18 protein-coding genes and 1 tRNA gene are annotated in these 18090 nt (G+C 63.6%); 4 read left to right on the top strand and 15 right to left on the bottom strand.

From position 1 onward, the window contains the following. Positions 1–98: 98 nt before the first annotated feature. Complete coding sequence (yghU, locus tag EKN06_RS08280) at positions 99–932, bottom strand: glutathione-dependent disulfide-bond oxidoreductase (RefSeq protein WP_127612448.1); 834 nt, start codon at positions 930–932, stop codon at positions 99–101. Between the two features lie 169 nt (positions 933–1101). Here yghU and EKN06_RS08275 point away from each other — a divergent pair, with 169 nt between their 5' ends. Further along, positions 1102–2160 (top strand): zinc-dependent alcohol dehydrogenase, encoded by a 1059-nt coding sequence (locus tag EKN06_RS08275; RefSeq protein WP_127612447.1) that lies wholly within the window; start codon positions 1102–1104, stop codon positions 2158–2160. Further along, positions 2157–2561, top strand: a complete 405-nt coding sequence (locus EKN06_RS08270) for a nuclear transport factor 2 family protein (RefSeq protein ID WP_127612446.1) — start codon at positions 2157–2159, stop codon at positions 2559–2561. The genes EKN06_RS08275 and EKN06_RS08270 overlap by 4 nt, the downstream gene beginning before the upstream one ends. Before the next feature lie 67 nt (positions 2562–2628). On the opposite strand, the gene EKN06_RS08265 is transcribed toward EKN06_RS08270, so the two are convergent. Further along, a tRNA-Gly gene (locus tag EKN06_RS08265) sits at positions 2629–2703 on the bottom strand. Positions 2704–2932: 229 nt separating this feature from the next. Between EKN06_RS08265 and EKN06_RS08260 the strand changes: the two genes are divergently transcribed. Both EKN06_RS08260 and EKN06_RS08255 read left to right on the top strand, forming a co-directional pair. After that, positions 2933–3844, top strand: coding sequence for a tetratricopeptide repeat protein (locus EKN06_RS08260; protein ID WP_127612445.1), 912 nt, complete (start codon positions 2933–2935; stop codon positions 3842–3844). A gap of 14 nt (positions 3845–3858) precedes the next feature. Then, positions 3859–4482 (top strand): LON peptidase substrate-binding domain-containing protein, encoded by a 624-nt coding sequence (locus EKN06_RS08255; protein WP_127612444.1) that lies wholly within the window; start codon positions 3859–3861, stop codon positions 4480–4482. A 19-nt stretch (positions 4483–4501) separates the two neighbouring features. Here the strand turns inward: EKN06_RS08255 and EKN06_RS08250 are convergent, their stop codons facing one another. From EKN06_RS08250 to EKN06_RS08190, 13 genes are all read right to left on the bottom strand, one after another. Continuing rightward, positions 4502–5137, bottom strand: coding sequence for a MarC family protein (locus EKN06_RS08250; protein ID WP_127612443.1), 636 nt, complete (start codon positions 5135–5137; stop codon positions 4502–4504). 3 nt (positions 5138–5140) lie between these two features. After that, positions 5141–5848, bottom strand: a complete 708-nt coding sequence (locus tag EKN06_RS08245; RefSeq protein WP_127612442.1) for a Cif family virulence factor — start codon at positions 5846–5848, stop codon at positions 5141–5143. Next, positions 5845–6717, bottom strand: a complete 873-nt coding sequence (gene folD / locus EKN06_RS08240; RefSeq protein WP_127612441.1) for a bifunctional methylenetetrahydrofolate dehydrogenase/methenyltetrahydrofolate cyclohydrolase FolD — start codon at positions 6715–6717, stop codon at positions 5845–5847. Before folD ends, EKN06_RS08245 begins: the two co-directional genes overlap by 4 nt. Beyond that, entirely contained in the window at positions 6717–7010 is a 294-nt protein-coding gene (locus EKN06_RS08235; RefSeq protein ID WP_127612440.1) for a YggT family protein, read from the bottom strand. The genes folD and EKN06_RS08235 overlap by 1 nt, the downstream gene beginning before the upstream one ends. A gap of 124 nt (positions 7011–7134) precedes the next feature. After that, positions 7135–7650 carry a hypothetical protein gene (locus EKN06_RS08230; RefSeq protein WP_127612439.1) on the bottom strand — a complete coding sequence of 172 codons (516 nt, stop codon included), beginning with the start codon at positions 7648–7650 and terminating at the stop codon, positions 7135–7137. A 4-nt stretch (positions 7651–7654) separates the two neighbouring features. Next, complete coding sequence (gene argB / locus EKN06_RS08225) at positions 7655–8560, bottom strand: acetylglutamate kinase (protein ID WP_127612438.1); 906 nt, start codon at positions 8558–8560, stop codon at positions 7655–7657. Between the two features lie 36 nt (positions 8561–8596). Then, complete coding sequence (locus EKN06_RS08220) at positions 8597–9574, bottom strand: bile acid:sodium symporter family protein (protein WP_127612437.1); 978 nt, start codon at positions 9572–9574, stop codon at positions 8597–8599. A gap of 25 nt (positions 9575–9599) precedes the next feature. Next, on the bottom strand, positions 9600–12383 hold the full coding sequence (locus EKN06_RS08215; protein WP_127612436.1) for a phosphoenolpyruvate carboxylase: 2784 nt from the start codon (positions 12381–12383) through the stop codon (positions 9600–9602). 16 nt (positions 12384–12399) lie between these two features. Continuing rightward, entirely contained in the window at positions 12400–13014 is a 615-nt protein-coding gene (gene eda, locus EKN06_RS08210; RefSeq protein WP_127612705.1) for a bifunctional 4-hydroxy-2-oxoglutarate aldolase/2-dehydro-3-deoxy-phosphogluconate aldolase, read from the bottom strand. Between the two features lie 67 nt (positions 13015–13081). Continuing rightward, positions 13082–14911 carry a phosphogluconate dehydratase gene (gene edd / locus EKN06_RS08205; protein WP_127612435.1) on the bottom strand — a complete coding sequence of 610 codons (1830 nt, stop codon included), beginning with the start codon at positions 14909–14911 and terminating at the stop codon, positions 13082–13084. Positions 14912–15041: 130 nt separating this feature from the next. Next, positions 15042–16493, bottom strand: coding sequence for a glucose-6-phosphate dehydrogenase (gene zwf, locus EKN06_RS08200; protein ID WP_127612434.1), 1452 nt, complete (start codon positions 16491–16493; stop codon positions 15042–15044). Between the two features lie 158 nt (positions 16494–16651). Next, positions 16652–17449 (bottom strand): transglutaminase-like domain-containing protein, encoded by a 798-nt coding sequence (locus tag EKN06_RS08195; RefSeq protein ID WP_127612433.1) that lies wholly within the window; start codon positions 17447–17449, stop codon positions 16652–16654. 98 nt (positions 17450–17547) lie between these two features. Then, entirely contained in the window at positions 17548–17964 is a 417-nt protein-coding gene (locus tag EKN06_RS08190; RefSeq protein ID WP_127612432.1) for a secondary thiamine-phosphate synthase enzyme YjbQ, read from the bottom strand. Positions 17965–18090 lie beyond the last annotated feature (126 nt).

Below are 18090 nucleotides of genomic sequence, written 5' to 3'. Positions count from 1 at the left end.
CCCGAAAGCGCCCCGACCCAAAGTCCTTGCCGACTTCATGACGAGCCGGGCCCTTCGGGTCAAATCCAGGCTTTCGGGACCTGCCTATTCGGACAGGATCACGCAAAGAACGCGTCGACATCCTCTGCGCTGTGACGTTCGGGGATGCCGTCGCGCGCGTTCACTTTTGTCCCGCGCAATACCGCCGGGCGCTTGCCCACGGTTTGTGCCCAGCGTTGCAGTTTGCCGTAGTCCTTGACCTGAAGGAACGTGCCCGCATTGGCATAGGACTGGTCGAGCGCAAGCCTGCCATACCACGGCCAGATGGCGATATCGGCGATGGTGTAATCGTCGCCCGCGACGAATTCGCGGGTCGCCAGCTGCTTGTCCAGCACGTCGAGCTGGCGCTTCACTTCCATTGCGTACCGGTCGATCGGATATTCCATGGGATAGGGGGCATAAGAGAAGAAATGCCCGAACCCGCCGCCAAGGAATGGCGCGCTGCCCATTTGCCACATCAGCCAGCTGAGGCATTCGGCCCGCGCGGGACTAGACGACGGCAGGAACGCGCCGAACTTTTCAGCCAGGTGCATCAGGATCGCCCCCGATTCGAATACACGGAACGGTTCGGACCCGCTGCGATCGACCAGCGCCGGGATCTTGGAGTTCGGATTGATCTCGACAAAACCCGACGAAAACTGATCCAACTCTCCAATATCGATCTTCCACGCGTCGTATTCGGCGTCGTGCCCAGCGGCGAGCAGTTCCTCGAACAGGATCGTCACCTTCTGCCCGTTGGGCGTGCCCAGCGAATAGAGCTGGAACGGATGGTCCCCCACCGGCATCGTCTTTTCAGTCCGTGCGCCCGCAAAGGGCCGGTTGATCGAAGTCCATTCACCCCCATCCTGATCGTCCCATGTCCAGATTTCGGGTGGGGTGTAGGCATCGGTCATGGGTGCATATCCGTATCGGTGAGAGAGAAGGGTCCGAGATAGGTTGTGCGCGGGCGATTTCCACCGCCGCGATTCACGGCTATGTTTCAGGCAATTGGCGAAACCGTGCAGGAAGCGTGCTACCGAAGGGTAGGTTCGAGCCGGGGCGGAAAGTCGTAGAGACGAGAGGATGGCGATGCGTGCATGGATAACCCATGGCTATGGCGACATGCGTCTGGAAGAGCGGCCCGACCCGCGCCCGAAACCGGGCTGGGTGCGGGCGAAGGTCCTGACCGCGCAGCCGAGCATTACCGAAATCCTGCTGTTTCAGGGTGAGCGCACTTATGGCCACGACATCATCGCGCGGCGGCTTGGCGAAGGGCCGGTCCCGATTTTCGGCCATGAATTTTCGGCACAGGTCGTGGAACTGGGCGAGGGCGTCACCAGCCTTGCGGTCGGCGATCGCGTCTGCGCACGCGGTTCCCATCCCGAAGGTATCGTCGGGTTCGATTATCCCGGCGCCTTTGCCGAACAGGGCGTGTTTCCCGAAACCCTGCTGGCCAAGCTGCCGCCATCTGTCAGCGACAGTGCCGGCGCATCGATTCAGGCGCTGACCGATTGCGTCGCCGCTGCCCATGCCGCGGCCCCGACGCTGGACGATACGGCGGTCGTAATCGGTCTGGGTGCAATGGGATTCGGCTGCCTTCAGGCTGTTCGCGCCGCCGGTGCGGGCCGTACCATTGCGGTGGGACGCAGGCCCGAAGCGCTGCACATGGCGTTGCGACTAGGCGCGGACGCGGTCGTCGATGCGCGCGCAACCGACCCTGTCGCGGCAGTGCTGGAACTGACGGGTGGCTGCGGCGCCGATATCGTGTTCGAATGCGCAGGCGGGCCGGTTTCGCGCGGGCTGGCAGGAAACGAGACGATGATCCAGGCGGCTCGCATGGCACGAGACGAAGCACGCATCGTCGGCCTCGCCTTCGACGGAGAGGCGGCGGTGCTGCCCTATGCCGATTTCCGGTTTCGCAGCATCCGGTTCTGTTTTCCCGCCGTGCTGACCCGATCGTTGTTCGAACGAACGGTCGCGCTTGTCGCCAGCGGGCGGATCGAGCTCGACCCGCTGATCGGCTGCACGCTCGACGGGATCGAGGCGCTGCCGCAGGCCTTTGCCATGACGCTGGACAAGGGGCGCCACGGCCTCATCAATCCGGCCCAGATCCGTATTTCCAAACCGCAGGAGTTTGCATGACCGAAACGATGCCCGACCAGACCGGCGACAAGGCGCGCGCCCACCACCTGTTTCAGGACATCTATTACGGCCACGTCGACAAGGGCGACATGGACATCGCCGTGACCGCGTTTCACCCGGACGTCGAATGGAGCCACGCGCAAGTCTGGGCGCACCACGAATTCGCCCGCGGAGAGCCGAGCCGCATCCATGGCCGCGACGCGGTGCACGCACTGTTGAGCGCGCGTGTCGATCAGTTGAAAGACGCCGGGATCACACACCACGTGCGCGACATGGTGATGGAAGGGAACAGGGGCGCGTTCCTCGGCGCGGTGGAGGGACCGGGCCCGGACCATCATTTCATGGTGTGGTTCGAAATGAAGGACGGCCTGATCGGCCGCTACGACCTGCGGCCGCTGTGACCATGCGCACATGCCTTCGGGCGGCCCGCAAGGGCCACCGAAGACATGATGTCGTTTGTGCAAAAAATGGAGCGGGCGAAGGGATTCGAACCCTCGACCCCAACCTTGGCAAGGTTGTGCTCTACCCCTGAGCTACGCCCGCTCGAACGCCTGAAACCGGTTGGATAAATGCCCTTCCGGTCGGGGTGAGGCGCGCCATTAGCAGGCACCCGATAGGGCTGCAACCGGAAATTTCCGTATATCGCAACGTTCCACGCCGGCCCTTGGAAAAAGCCCGCATCTGTCCCACATTGCGCATCTGACCGCCGCCCGGCCGACTATCCGGCCCCGCGTGCAACGAACGACATACAGGAGAAGCGGACTTGGCGAGCATGGGCCTCAAAATCGACGAGCAGAAGGCGGTCGAGCGTTTTCGCGCCACGGTTGTCGAACCGTCGATGACCAAGCTGGTCATCCTCGATTTCTGGGCCGAATGGTGCGGGCCGTGTAAGGCGCTTACCCCGCTGCTGGAAAAGATCGCCGCCGAATATGCCGACAAGGGCGTCGTTCTGGCCAAGGTGAATGTCGACGAGGACCAGTTTATCGCCGCGCAGTTCCAAGTGCGGTCGATACCCACGGTCTATGCGATGTTTCAGGGCCAGCCGGTTGCCGACCTGACGCAGGCGCGCAGTGAAACACAGTTGAAGCAGGTGCTCGATCAGCTCCTGACCCAGTTGCCGGTCGAAGCGGGCGCCTATGGCCAAGAGAGCGCGGCCCCCGATGTCGGCCCGCTGTTGGCCATGGGCGAAGAAGTGCTGGCCACCGGCGACGCCGAACGGGCGATGGGCATCTTCACTCAGATCGTCGACATGGCGCCGGAAAACCCCACCGCGCACGCCGGATTGCTGCGCGCGATGGTCGAAGCAGGGCAGGTGGCAGAGGCCGATGCAGCGCTGGCCGCGTTGCCCGAGGATGTCCGCAAGGATGCCGCGGTCGAACGCGCTGCCGTTGCGATCGAATTGGCGAAAAATCGTCCCGACGACAGCGAGCTTGAAAACCTGCGCATGGCCGCCGCCGAACGTCCTGCCGACATGGATGCGCAGATCGCCTTTGCCAATGCCGCCTTTGCGTCGGGCCAGCGCGATATCGCCGCCGATACGCTGTTGAAGATGATCCAGAACGAGCCCGACTGGAACGACGGCGCGGCCAAATCGACGCTGCTGAAGATTTTCGAGGCGGTCGGAATGGAAGATCCGTGGGTTTCCGCAACCCGTCGTCGCCTCTCGCTGATCCTGTTCGGCTGAGGATGGCATTGCGCATGGGATCGATCGTCGAAACTGCACGGGTATCGATTTTCCCGCTGTCGGGGGCGTTGCTCTTTCCCGGCCTGCAATTGCCGTTGCACGTGTTCGAGCCGCGCTATCGTTCGTTAATCAAGGATGCGCTGGCCCGCGACCGGATGATCGGCATGATCCAGCCGGTCCGTCCGGCCGAGGGTGCGCCCCTCTTCGAGATCGGCTGCCTTGGCCGGATCGAGGATGTGGAGGCGCTGGAGGACGGACGTTTCAACATTGTGCTCGACGGGCTCAGACGCTTCCGGATCGTTCGCGAACTCGACGTGACGACCCCGTTTCGGCAAGTCGATGCCGAGCTTCTGCAGGAAGACGAAGACGAGGTCCTGTATCCGGTCGAACGCGCTTCGATTGAACAGGAAGCGCGCCATTTCGCCGACAGCCAAGGCTATGCCGTGGATTGGGAGCAGGTGAGCCGGTTGGATGATGTCGCGCTGATCAACGGCGTGTCGCAGGTCGCTCCGTTCGATGCAGCGTCGAAACAGGCGCTGCTGGAAGCCAATGGGTTGCGCGAACGGTGCGAACTTCTGGTGCAGCTCATGCAGTTTTATGGGCACCACGACGGCGACGACCAATCGACATTGCAGTGATGGTTTCTTGCGATAGGCGCTAGATATCGAAACTGCCCCGCAGCCCGTCGATCACGAACTGGGCGGCAAGCGCGGCAAGGATCACGCCAAGAAGTCGCGTCACCACCGATTCGAATTGCTGCCCGAACAACCGCATGATTGGCGTGGCGGCAATCAAGGCCACCAGCGTCAACAACATCACGACAGCCAGCGCGGCGAGGATCGCCGCGGTCTGTTCCCACCCGCCCGCGCGCGCCATCAACAACATGATGGACGCGATCGCGCCGGGCCCTGCCAGCATCGGCATGGCCATCGGGAAAACCGCGACATCCTCAACCTCGTGCGTCGGGTCCCTTTGCGCCAGAACCTTGTCCGCCCGGTCATGGCGACGTTCGGTGCGTTTTTCGAACACCATGTCGATGGCAATGGCGAACAGCATGATCCCGCCGGCTATGCGAAACGCATCGAGTTCGATATGCAGCGTGCCCAGCAGGTCTTCCCCGAACAGGGCGAAAATTACGAGGATGATGGTCGCGATGACTGTGGCCCGGATCGCCATGCTGCGGCGCTGCGCCGCAGAGGCGTCGGCGGTCAGACCTGCAAAGATCGGCGCGCAGCCGGGCGGGTCGATCACGACGAAAAACGTGACGAAGGCCGAAACGAACAGTTCGAACACGGTTCAGTCCTTGACCGGGGGTGCGATGGTCTGATGCAGGACGCGCTGGAACTCGGTGCCGTTGAACACATCGATCGTGACGATGCGACCGCCCCAGTTGTCGACGCGTCCGCCCCAGCGCAGCGTGCCGTCATCCGACGCACCGCCGAAGAATTCGCCGTTGCCGGGCGCGGCCACGTTCAGTGTTTGTGCCGGCGGCCATGGCAATTTGGGGCATTCCGCGACGTGCGCCTCGATCATTTCGGGCGGCGGGGGCGTTTTCGCATCCTCGTCCCCATGGTCGAGCAGCCAGCGGTAAGAACCGTCATCCTGCCGCTGCCATACGGTCGTGAACCATCCCTTTTTCGTATCCGACCGCCAGCCCCCGCGCGTAACGCCGATCGAACCGTCGCAGCTGGACCATACCTCGTAAGGTTCCCACACCAGCGGGGTCGTCGGTTCGGCGCGGCGTTTAAGCCAGCTTTGCGCGTTCACCATTTCGGGCACGAACATCACGCCGGTATCTGCGGCATATTCGCGGAATGCGGCCCACCGGCCCTTTTCCCCTGCCGCACGTGCAAATGCGAGCTCGGTCGCGACGACGTCGCCCGGCTTGGCGATCGGTTTGAGCATTTCGCTGCGCATGCCCGTCTGCGGTCCGCGCGGCGATGCGGCGCATCCGGCCAACAGGGCTGCGCAGGCGAAGGCGATGCCAAGGCGATACATGGTCAAGCGATCCCTTCGCGGCGGTTCGCCGCTTCGAGCGTGTTGTAGAGCAGGCAGGCGATCGTCATCGGCCCAACCCCGCCCGGCACTGGCGTGATCGCGCCCGCGACCTCGCTCGCGCTGGCGAAATCGACGTCGCCGACCAGCTTCGTCTTGCCCTCTTCGGCGGCGGGAACTCGGTTGATGCCCACGTCGATGACGGTCGCGCCCGGCTTCAGCCAGTCGCCCTTCACCATTTCGGGGCGGCCGACCGCGGCGACCACGATGTCCGCCCCGCGCACAACGGCGGGCAGGTCGGCGGTGCGGCTGTGGGCGATGGTCACCGTGCAGCTTTCGCGCAGCAGCAGTTGCGCCATCGGTTTGCCGACGATGTTCGAGCGTCCGATGACGACCGCGCTTTTCCCCGAAAGGTCGCCCAGACGGTCCTTGAGCAGCATCAGGCAGCCCAGCGGGGTGCAGGCGACAAAGCCCGGCAGCCCGGTCAGCAGGCGTCCGGTGCTGGTGGTGGTGAAGCCGTCGACGTCCTTGTCCGGGTCGATCGTCTGGATCACCGCGTTTTCGTCCAGCCCGTTGGGCAGCGGCAATTGCACGAGGATACCGTCAACCGCCGGATCGGCGTTCAGCGCCTCGACCAGTGCGAGCAGTTCGGCTTGCGACGTGTCGGCGGCCAGGCGGTATTCAAAGCTTTCCATGCCTGCCGCGATGGTCGCCTTGTGCTTGTTGCGGACATAGACCTGGCTGGCCGCGTCTTCGCCGACCAGCACTACCGCCAAACCCGGCTTGCGTCCGGCTTTTGCCACGAAATCCGCCACGCCATCCGCGATGCTTTCACGAAGCGCTGCGGCGAATGCCTTGCCGTCGATGATATCGGCCATCAGTAACCGGCGATCACGAGATTGCGCAGCACGATCTGAATGATGTTGAGCGCGAGGATCAGCACCAGCGGCGAAAAGTCGATTGCGCCGGTTTTGGGCATGAACCGCCGGATCGGTCGCAGGATCGGATCGAGCAGGGCGTTCACTGCGCTGTAAATTGCGGACACGAACTGGTTGCTGGTGTTCACTACGTTGAACGCAATCAGCAGCGACAGCACGAATTGCACGATGATGAGGAATACGACCACCGAGACCAAAAGGTCGACGATCTGAAGCAGGGTGAGCAGGAACACTCGATCTATCCTTGGCCGTGGCGGGGTGCCCGCCATCTAGCCCACGGTGGTGCGGTGTATCAACCGCCACATGCGCTTCGCACAGCGGGTTATCCGGTCCTTTCGCGAATCCTCGGCGTTGCGCCTAATTCCAGTCGATGGAAACGATGCGCCAGCTGAACTGTTCGGCGCTGGCGCCTTCGACGTCGTTGACCCGACGTGCAGTGAGCGTGCCGGTGGCGGGGATCTGTTCGCCATCGGGGCCATCGACGGTCACCGTGACCGGAACCGTGAAATATATCGAACCGGCGGCGCCTTCCTGCTGGCCTAGGCCAACGCTGACGATGGCGGGGCTAGTCCCCTGCGGCACGGCGGCGGGTGTCGTGCCTGCGCGCCAGGCCTTGTTCGCGGCAGCGAAGTCGCCAGACTCAATCGCGCCCTTCCAGTATACGAGCAGGCTTAGCGGATCCTTGTCGGTCGGCCCGGGCAGAGGTTCTGCGAAAGCGTCGCCCGTCGCGCTGGCGCCGGGTTCGGGGCTGATTGTTGGCGATGCGGTTGCGGACGGGGTGGCGGTGTCGCCCGTATCCGGTGCCGGGCTGCCGCTGCCGGAGCACCCCGCGATCGAAAAGGCGAATGGGACGGCAATTAGCATCGCGCGCATCGGATCAGTTCCTGATCAGGGTGCCCGCGCCGCGTTCGGTAAAGATTTCCAGCAACATCGCATGGGGCACGCGCCCGTCGAGCACGACCGCCGCGTCGCAACCAGCCTCAACCGCCTGAACGCAGGTTTCGAGCTTGGGGATCATCCCGCCCGAGATCGTGCCATCTTCCCTGAGCTTTGCAATATCGCCCGGCGTCAGGTCGGTAAGCAGGCTTCCATCCTTGTCCAGCACGCCCGGCACGTCGGTCAGCAGGAACAGCCGCGCCGCGCCCAGCGCAGAGGCAATCGCGCCCGCCATGGTATCGGCGTTGATGTTGTAGGTGTGCCCGTCTTCGCCCACGCCGATCGGCGCGATCACCGGGATCAGGCCCGCGTTGACGGCCGTGTCGATGATCCGTGTGTCCACTTTCTTCGGTTCGCCCACGAAACCGAGATCGACGACCTGTTCGATCAGGCTGTCGGGGTCCTTGCGCGTGCGGTGCACTTTCGTGGCCGTCACCAGCCCGCCGTCCTTGCCCGAAATGCCCAGCGCGCGGCCGCCGGCATTGGCGATCCAGCTGACCAGTTCCTTGTTGATGCGACCCGACAGGACCATCTCCGCGATTTCCGCGGTCTGTTTGTCGGTAACGCGCAGTCCATCGACGAAGCTCGATTCGACGCCCAGTTTCTTGAGCATCGCGCCGATTTGCGGTCCACCCCCATGCACGACGACGACGTTGATGCCCACCGCGCCCAGCAGCACGACGTCTTCGGCAAAGTCCAGCGCAGCTTCGGGGTCGCCCATGGCGTGGCCGCCGTACTTGATGACGAAGGTACGGCCTGCGTATCGCTTGATGTAAGGCAAAGCCTCTACCAGCGTTTCGGCCTTGGCCAGTACGGCCTTGTCATGCGGATCGAGCGGGTTTGCCATAATGGGTTCGCGCTTTTGCATGTCGGCCCCCCGCGATCAAACGATTCGCGCAGTGTTCTGTTTCGCCCAGCGCGCCGCCAGCATGGCCGAAACGATCATCTGGAGCTGGTGATAGATCATGAGCGGCAGCATTACTGCGCCGACACTGGCCGGTGGAAACAGGACACCGGCAAAGGCGATGCCCGCCGCAAGCGACTTTTTAGAGCCCGCGAACTGGATCGTGATCCGGTCCTCGCGCGAAAAGCGCAGGATGCGTCCGGCCAACGCATTGCCTGCAAACACCACCGCCAGCAGCGCGAGGCAAAGCACGATTACCAGCATAAGTTCGCCGACGCCGGTGCGCTGCCATAACCCTTCGACGACGGAAGCGGCAAAAGCGACGAAGACGATCAGCACGATCGTACCGCGATCAAGCAGCGACACCGTACGATTGTGGCGGCCGACGAAAGCACCGATCCACGGGCGCAGGAAATGACCGGCGACAAAGGGGAGCAGCAACTGCATCACGATGCGCAACGCCGCGGTGCCGGAGATTTCGGCCCCGCCGCCGCCGCCCGCAAACAGCGCCGAAAGCGCCGGGGTTATCGCCACCGCCGCCATGTTCGACACCGCGGCGGCACAGACCGCCCCCGCGACATTGCCGCCCGCCATGGCGGTAAAGGCGACCGCGCTTTGCATCGTGGATGGCACGGCACCGACGAAGATCATGCCGCGCGCAAGATTGGCGTCCAGCCCCTGTACTTGCGCCAACGCCAACGTGACGACCGGGAACAGCACGAAAGTCGCCGCAAGGATCACGAGATGCAGCTGCCAGTGCGTCAGCGCGCCAACAATGGCATCGCGCGAAAGCTTCGCCCCGTGCAGGAAGAACAGCAGCACGATTCCCGCATCGGCCATCCATGCAAATACCTGCGCCGCGTTACCGCGTGGCGGAAAAAACGATGCCAGCACGATCGCCGCAAACAGCGACAGCACGAACGGGTCCGGCCGCAGCCGCGTTATCCAGCCGGTCATCGTGTGCCCCCTTGCGCGCCGTGGATCAGCCGTGTGCGCCGAATTCGTTGGCAATGGCAGTGCCTATCCGCAGAACTAGCTCATAGGCCTTTTCGATGGGGTCGATGAAATCGCGGCGGATGGCGAGGTAACCGCTGTCGCCGCCGTCGGGATAATCGCTTGGCTCATCCACCGCGAAGTCGTCGATGGACGGGAAACTGGTTGGAAAGGCGCGGCGCAATTGCGTGAGCGCATCGTCGATGCGCAACGTGAACACCATCTCCAGCACGTCTTCGCGGCTGATGTCGTTGCTGCGGGAAAAGACGGGCACCTGTACTGCTTTCAGGAACATGTGCTGTAACAGCGCCAGCCGCAGCGATTGTAGCAAGCCGATCGAGCGACGCTTGTGTTCGCGGCCGGAGATGGGCGCGCCCAATTCCTCTGTCGCTTCGGGCAGCACGTCCATCAGTTTGTGCAGGTGCATGGCATCGACCCGCAACCGGCTGGCAAGACGGCGGAACACGCCGACGCGGTCATCCTTCGTCAGGTATTCGGCAAGCGACAGGCAGGCGTCGGTCAGGTGTTCTTCGGTCCCGCGATAGGGGCGGCTGGCCCAATAGGCGGAGTTGAAAAGTTCGCCGTGCGCGGCCACCGTCTTGATGCTGGCCAATGCGTCGGCGGCGCGAACCAGCCGCAGCATCTGCCGCCCGCGTTCGCTTTCGACCAGCAGCGCGGCGATTTCCTCGCGGTTGGTGTCCGCCGCGGTGCCGAAACCCGCGATCACGTTCACCGGATAGCCCAGCTGTTGCAGCACGGCGTTGTGTGGGATTGCGCGGATCTGTCGCAGGCTCATCTTGCGGTCGGATGCCAGATCGGATTGGCGGCGCGAACGGCGACTGCCGGTATCGTTCAACAGGCCCAGCCCGAACGCGGTCACCGCGCGGCTATAGGTGGATGAAACGAGGTGCATGTTCTGCACCCGTCGGATCGCGCGATAGAAATCGAGGCTGAGATCGGTGCGGCGATAGAACTGGTCGGTCGGCGCATCGGAATCGGTTTCGCCGGGAGGATTTTCCGCGATCCGCGTCAGCGTGGCGAGCGCCAGTTCGGGCGTCCCGAACCAGAGATAGCCGTCTCCGCCCTGAAAGCTGACCTCCGGTTCCAGCCTGATCCCGGCACGCACGAAACGGCGACGGGTCCATGGCGACAGCGGCCATTCCAGCCGGTCTTTCATCGATGTCGGATGCGCGCCGCGACCCATCGATTCGCCGTGGGTGTTGAAGATCAGCGCCGCCACGTCAGAAAGTCCGTTGGCCTTCATCGCATCGGCAAGCCGACCCTGCAGCCGTTCGATCGCTAGGCTGGCGGGAATCTGCCCGACAAAGCGACCGGCATCGGAAAAGCCGGTCTGGATGCAGACGCGCCCGCGCAGCTTGGCGTAAGCGCGGTAGTCCTCTTCGGCCAGCAGTGCATCGAGGAAACGTCCGCCGTGTTCCAACGCGGTTTCGGTTTCGAATAGCGGCGAGACGTCGACCTTGTCGTCGATGCCGAACAGCTTTGCGAAATAAAGCGCGGCCAGCACCGTCTGCGGCTGTTCGCATTCGGCGATCAGCATCCGGATCGGCGCATCGGCATCGATGTGCTTCAGGATTTGCTGCATCGCGAGGAACTGGCGAATCGCCGTGCTCGATTCGATGGCGAGCGCGGCGAAATTGCTGTTCAGCGGTCTCGCTTCGCGAAGCGCGGTGCGGATGGCGCCCAGCGCAGCCTGGCTCGACAGGTCGAGCTTGGATTCCGGGTCGACCCGCCGGCGGATTGCGTTCTGCAGCTGGCTGGAATTCACGCGGAAGTGGATCCAGCCCATGCCCAGCCCGTCGGCCCGCATCGCGGCAACCGCCGTCAGCAAACCGATGGCGGTCGCGTCATCGGCATCGGCCGCGGCGGTTTCCAGTTGCGTCATGATGGGCGCGAGGCTGGTAAGCTTGTCCGGGTGCGCAGCAGTCAGCGTGTTGGCCGCATGGCTCAACAGCGCGGGGTCGGACAGGTCCTTGGCGAAATTGACGGCCATTTCGCCCGTATATTCGGCAGCGGCGGCCAGCTTGCCCGCGATATCGGGCGCGGCTTCGGCCAGCATCGCCGCATATCCGGCCAGCCGCTCGGCCTTTTCCGACAGGCGGTATCGGATGGACGTGTTCCAGCCGATGTCGGTGCGCCCGTCCATGTCGTAACCGACCCACGTCGCCAGCCGCACCGGCACCGGGGCGAGCGATTTCCATTCTGACGGAAAGGCATCCCGTGCGCTTGCCAACAGCGTGCGCACGATGCGGTCGCGTGCGCCTTGTGCGCGGCTCATCGCCGACATCGCGGCGTCGTGTTCGGAATCGAGCGTGATCGGCACGCGATCGTACGGGGCGGTGCACACGTGGGCGCCATCCATCGAACCGTCGGATGCCGATTGCGCGACCGTCCCGGCCTGCGCCGGGGTCAGCAGGAAGGTGGGGTGCGCGGTGAACACGACGTGCAGCAACGGATGCCGCCACCGTTCGGCGAATGCAGCGAAATCGCCGGGCCGTTCACGAAACGTGGCAAGGTTCGTTTCCGGATCCATCGGCGCGACCATGCGATCGAGCTTCTGCGCCCGCGCCAGCAATCCCTCGCATTCCAGCGAGCTGACCAGATCGTCGATGTCGGCGAGACCCATGTCGCCCGTTTCAAGCTTTCGCGAAAACTCCAGCCCCAGTTGGAAGACCGGGTTGAACAGCGGGGTGTCGCGGGTGCGATCGTGCAGTTCGCGCAGGCGTTCGTGGAGAGCGGCGATCTTGGGGTTCATGGGCGGATTTTCCCCGTCAGGAAGGTGTGATGGCGGCAGCTTCGGCGGCGAGCATGCGGATAGTTTCGGCATCGGCCCCCTTGGGCGCGACCCAACTGCCGCCGACGCAAAGCACTTGCGGATGCGCGAGCCACTTGGGCGCGCTTTCCAGCGTGATGCCGCCGGTGGGGCAGAATTTCGCCATCCCAAACGGCGCGGCGATCGCCTTCAACGCGGGCAGGCCGCCGTTAGCTTCTGCCGGAAAGAACTTGAAATGCGACAGGCCGAGATCGAGGCCGGTCATGATGTCCGCGCTGGTCGCGATGCCGGGCAGGAAAGGCACGCCCGCCTCGCGTGCCGCGCGGCCAAGGTTTTCGGTCAGGCCCGGAGAGACGACGAATTCGACGCCCGCGCGCATTACCGCTTCAAGGTCCTTGGTCGACAGCACGGTGCCGGCACCGACGATCGCGCCGGGCACGGTCTTCATCGCTTCGATCGCGTCGAGAGCGCATGGGGTGCGCAAAGTGACTTCGAGACAGGGCAATCCGCCTGCGACCAATGCTTCTGCAATCGGAATGGCAGTGTCGAGATCGTCGATCACCAGCACCGGGATCACCGGCGCCATGGTCATGATGGAATAGATGTCGGTCATGTCGTCAAAATCCTCAAATCCTGCGGGTGCCTGATCCGGCATCGCATTCCCGCGGCAAATTTCCGCGTTAAAGTCCGGCCAGCGCCAGCATCGCCGAACCGCCCTTTTCGGCGCCATCGGCCCCGGCCCGCATGATGGCGAACAGTTCGCGCCCCACGCCCTGCGCCGCAGGGGGCGCGATGGCCGGCACGCGGGCGGACAGGTCGGCGGTGGTCGAAAGCGTGCCTGTGTCGGCATCGACGCGCACGATGTCGCCGTCCTGCAGATAGGCGAGCGGGCCGCTGGTACCGTTGACGTCGGCCAATGCTTCGGGCGTGCAATGGATCGCGGCAGGCACTTTGCCCGATGCGCCCGACATGCGCCCGTCGGTGACCAGCGCGACCTTGAACCCGCGATCCTGCAATACGCCGAGCGGCGGGGTCAATTTATGCAGTTCGGGCATACCGTTGGCGCGCGGGCCCTGAAAGCGGACGACGACGACGACGTCGCGGTCAAGCTCGCCCGCCTTGAACGCGTGGGCGACATCTTCCTGCGTCTGGAACACTCGGGCCGGGGCTTCGACTACCCACCGTTCCTTGTCCACCGCGCTGGTCTTGATCGTCGCACGGCCAAGATTTCCGGTCAGCAGCCGCATTCCGCCGTCGGGCAGGAAAGGATCGGACACCGGCGCCAGCATCGTGGGGTCGAGCGGGGTGGCGGGGGCGGCCTGCCACGACAGGTCCTTTTCCGCCATGACCGGTTCCATCGCATAATCGGCCAAACTTGCGCCACCCACGGTGACGATGTCGTCGTGCGCGAGGCCTGAATCAAGCAGTTCGCGGATGACGTAACCCATGCCCCCGGCGGCATGGAAATGGTTCACGTCGCCCGAACCGTTGGGATAGACGCGCGCGATCAGCGGCACGGCGTGCGACAGTTCGTCGAAATCGCTCCAGTCGATGAGCACGCCAGCGGCGCGCGCGATGGCCGGCACATGGAGCGCATGATTGGTCGAACCGCCCGTGGCGAGCAAGCCGACGACGGCGTTCACGATAGCCTTTTCGTCGATGCAAGCCGACAGCGGGCGCGGGTCGGAACCTCGGGTCGAAATCTTTGCCAGCTGATGGACCGCCGCGCGGGTCAGCGCGCTGCGTAGCGGGGTGTTGGGCGAAACGAAGGCTGCGCCCGGCAAGTGCAGGCCCATCATCTCCATCATCATCTGATTGGAATTGGCCGTGCCGTAGAACGTGCAGGTGCCCGGCGCGTGATAGGACGCGGACTCGCTTGCCAGCAACTCGTCGCGGCCGACCTTGCCTTCGGCGTAAAGCTGCCGTGTCTTCTGCTTTTCCTTGTTGCCGATGCCGCTGGGCATAGGGCCGCTGGGCACGAAAATGCCCGCCAGATGCCCGAACCGCAGCGCACCGATCAAAAGGCCGGGCACGATCTTGTCGCAAATGCCGAGCAGGGCCATGCCGTCGAACATTTCATGGCTTATCGCGATGGCCGTCGACATCGCGATCGTGTCGCGGCTGAACAGCGACAGGTCCATCCCGTCCTGGCCCTGCGTCACGCCATCGCACATCGCTGGAACGCCACCAGCGACCTGCGCGGTGGCGCCGACTTCGCGGGCGTAGATCTTCATCGCTTCGGGATAGCGGCCATAGGGCTGATGCGCCGACAGCATGTCGTTGTAGGCGGTGACGATGGCAAGATTGGGCGCCTTGCCGCCGCCGATCGCGGCCTTGTCATCGCCCATCGCGGCGTAACCGTGGGCAAGGTTCGAGCAGGCCAGCACATTCCGGTCGGGATGCCGCGCGCCCTCTCTGGCCATGAGGTCGAGATATCGCTGCCGGCTATCGCGGCTTCGTGCGACGATGCGTTCTGTTACGCGGGCGAGGGTAGGGTGCAGTTCGGCCACATCGTTCCTTCATGTCATTGGGCGGTTGTCGGGCTCCCTCTTCCCGATGTCCCACCGATTATTGCAGTGCAGCGTAGCAGGGCTGTCCGTCAGGCTCAAACCGGAAAACCCGCCCGGCCTGCGACGTTAGTTACTCATGCCACGTGACGCCGTCGCGTTCCGCCAGGGCTATGGCCGCGGACGGTCCCCAGCTTCCGGCGGTATAGCTCTTCGGCTCGATTCCCTCAGCGGCCCATGTCGCGCGGATGGCGTCGATCCAGTGCCACTGCGCCTCTACCTCGTCGCGGCGCACGAAAAGCGTCTGGTCGCCTTCGACAAGGTCGAGCAACAGGCGTTCGTAGGCGATGCGCCGATCCGCCCCGGCAAAGGCATCGGGCATGGCGATATCGAGCGGAACCTGCCGCAGCCGGATGCCCTCACGATCGAGGCCGGGCACTTTTGCCATAAGCGAAAGCTGGATATTTTCGCGCGGTTGGATGCCGATGACCAGCGTGTTGGGCAGCGTCTTTGCGCCCTTGTCGGCGAAAATCGAGTGCGGCACGCAGCGAAACTTCACGATGATCTCGGTTGTGCGTTCGGGCATCCGCTTGCCGGTTCGCAAATAGAACGGCACACCCTTCCAGCGCCAATTGTCGATATGCGCCTTGATCGCGACGAACGTCTCGGTGCCGCTGCCTTTGCCCAGTTCCTCGTCATATCCGGGAACCGCCTCGCCGTTGATCGCGCCCGCCTTGTATTGGCCTGTGACGGTCTCGTTGGGCTGAACCGGACGCAGCGCGCGCAGCACCTTGACCTTTTCGTCGCGCACGGCGGTGGCATCGAAACTGGTCGGCGGCTCCATCGCGACAAGCGCTAGCAGCTGGAGCATGTGGTTCTGCACCATGTCGCGCAAGGCGCCGCTGGTGTCGTAATACCCGACGCGGGATTCGAGGCCGACGGTTTCGGCCACGGTGATCTGGACATGGTCGATATGCGCCGCGTTCCACAACGGTTCGAACATGATGTTGGCAAATCGCAGGGCGAGCAGGTTCTGGACCGTTTCCTTGCCCAGATAATGGTCGATCCGGTAAATCCGGCTTTCGTGAAACGCGGCGGCGACCGCGTCGTTGATCTGGCACGACGTGGCAAGATCGGTGCCCAGCGGCTTTTCCAGCCCGATGCGCACGTTGCCCGTCGCAAGGCCGTTGGCGGCCAGACCCTTGATCGTGGGTTCGAACAGGAACGGTGCTGTCGACAGGAAGATCGACAGCCCTTCGTCCTCTCCCGCACCGATCGGGCCGACACACTTGGCCAGCCCATCGAACCCTTCGGGCGTCGATGCGTCGAGATCCTGATAACGCAGGCGTTTCAGGAAGGAGTCGACTTTTACCTCGCGTCCTGCAGGCAGGAATTTTGCCAGCGCATCGGCGGCGAAGTTGCGGAAGCTTTCATCGGAATGTTCCGAACGGGCCGTGCCGATGATGTCGATGTTTTCGGGGAGCAACCCGTCGCTCATCAACCCGCAAAGCGAAGGCAACAACATGCGCTGCGAAAGGTCGCCGGTCGCGCCAAAGAGCAATAGCTTGTTGGCCGAGAACGTCATGCCCCGGCCTGCCCGGCTTCGAATATCATGGTTGCAATGGCCTCACGGTGAGTGCGAAGCGAATTGTTAGCAAGCGCCGAAAGGCTTGACCAGCGTTACGCCCACATTGTCGTCAGCCAGCATCGTTACGTCATGGGAACGTTCACAACAAGCTGGTTCTAACCAATGACCTCGATCTGCTTGTCCAGCATTTCGGCGAAGCCGTATGAGGTGAGGAAACTGACTTCGGCCGCATCGCGGCCGACGCCGATCTTCACTGTCTTGGCTGGATCTGCCATGTCGGTCGCATCGATGATGTGCCAACTGCCGGTGCCGTCGGGCGCATCGCTATCGGCAAGGAAAACTTCGGCCACGGCGTGGAAATCCTGCGGGTCGACGCCCGGTGCGTAGCAGCTTACGTAACGGGCCGGAATGCCCGACGCGCGCGCCATCGTGACCACGACATGCGCATAATCGCGGCACACGCCGCGCCGTTCGACAAAACTGTCGAGCGCGGTCGTCGTCGCGACGCTCGAGCCCGGCTCGTACGTGAAGTTGCCCGCGACCCAGTCGCGGATCGCCGCAATGCGGGCACCGCCCTTGGCGTCGCCGAACTCGGCTTCGACAAAACTGTGAAAGCGATCGCCCGGGCAGAACCGGGAATCGAACAAGTAGTGCACTGTCTCGCCAGGAAGCTTGTGCGGCTGAAGCGCGCCGAGCGTCGAAATATCCGCCAGCGTCCGCTGAACTTCCGCGGTGATTGTGTAATCGGCGGTGAAGTCGCCGTTGACCCGCAACCAGATGCGTTCGCCGATCGTGTCCTGCCCGGCAATACGCGCGAAGTGTTCGCTCTGGGTCGACGTCAGGCCCGGTCCCGACAGAATCTGTTCGGGAATCGCCGCGGCCTCCATCTGCAAGAGGAAGTCGGTCGGTGCGTAAAAGCGATAGGCGATGTGCGCCTTGATGGTGACGGGCATGGGTCTCGCAACGAAAAGGGGTGAAGGTTAATGCCAGAACGAAGGCCGGCCGCGAACTATCCTGCGCCGGTCAAATAATTCTGGTCTCGGGCGCTCGCCTACTCGCCGATCAGGTGCAGGACAACCTCCCGGCGATGCGGGCGGACACGGTGTTCGACAAGGTACAAGCCTTGCCACGCGCCCAACATCGGCTGTCCCCCATGAACGGGGATCGACAGCGACACGCCGGTCAGCACCGATTTGAGGTGCGCGGGCATGTCGTCCGCCCCTTCGTCGTCATGCCGGTAGCGCGCGGTTTCGGGCGCAATCCGGTCCAGCCAGTCGACGATATCGTGGCGAACTTCGGGCGCCGCATTTTCCTGAATGACGAGCGAAGCGGAAGTGTGGCGGCAGAACACGGTGAGCAACCCGGTCGCCATGCCCGTGTCGCGGACCCAGTCGCAAACCTGCGCAGTGATTTCGATCATGCCGCGGCCATGGCTTGCGATGCCGATGGTGGTGATGGACTGTCGCATCCTTATCCCTTTCATGACTCGCCCTACGGCGGCGATGTTCGGGCGGCACGCGGATGTCCCTGCGATCGAACCGATTTCCTTGTCGCCCCTGTTGCGCATATCCGAATATGACAGTTTTTTTACGGA

The organism is Croceicoccus ponticola, from assembly GCF_004004515.1.
In the GTDB taxonomy this organism is placed as follows: Bacteria; Pseudomonadota; Alphaproteobacteria; order Sphingomonadales; family Sphingomonadaceae; genus Croceicoccus; species Croceicoccus ponticola.
This window is presented reverse-complemented; position numbering and strand designations above follow the sequence as displayed.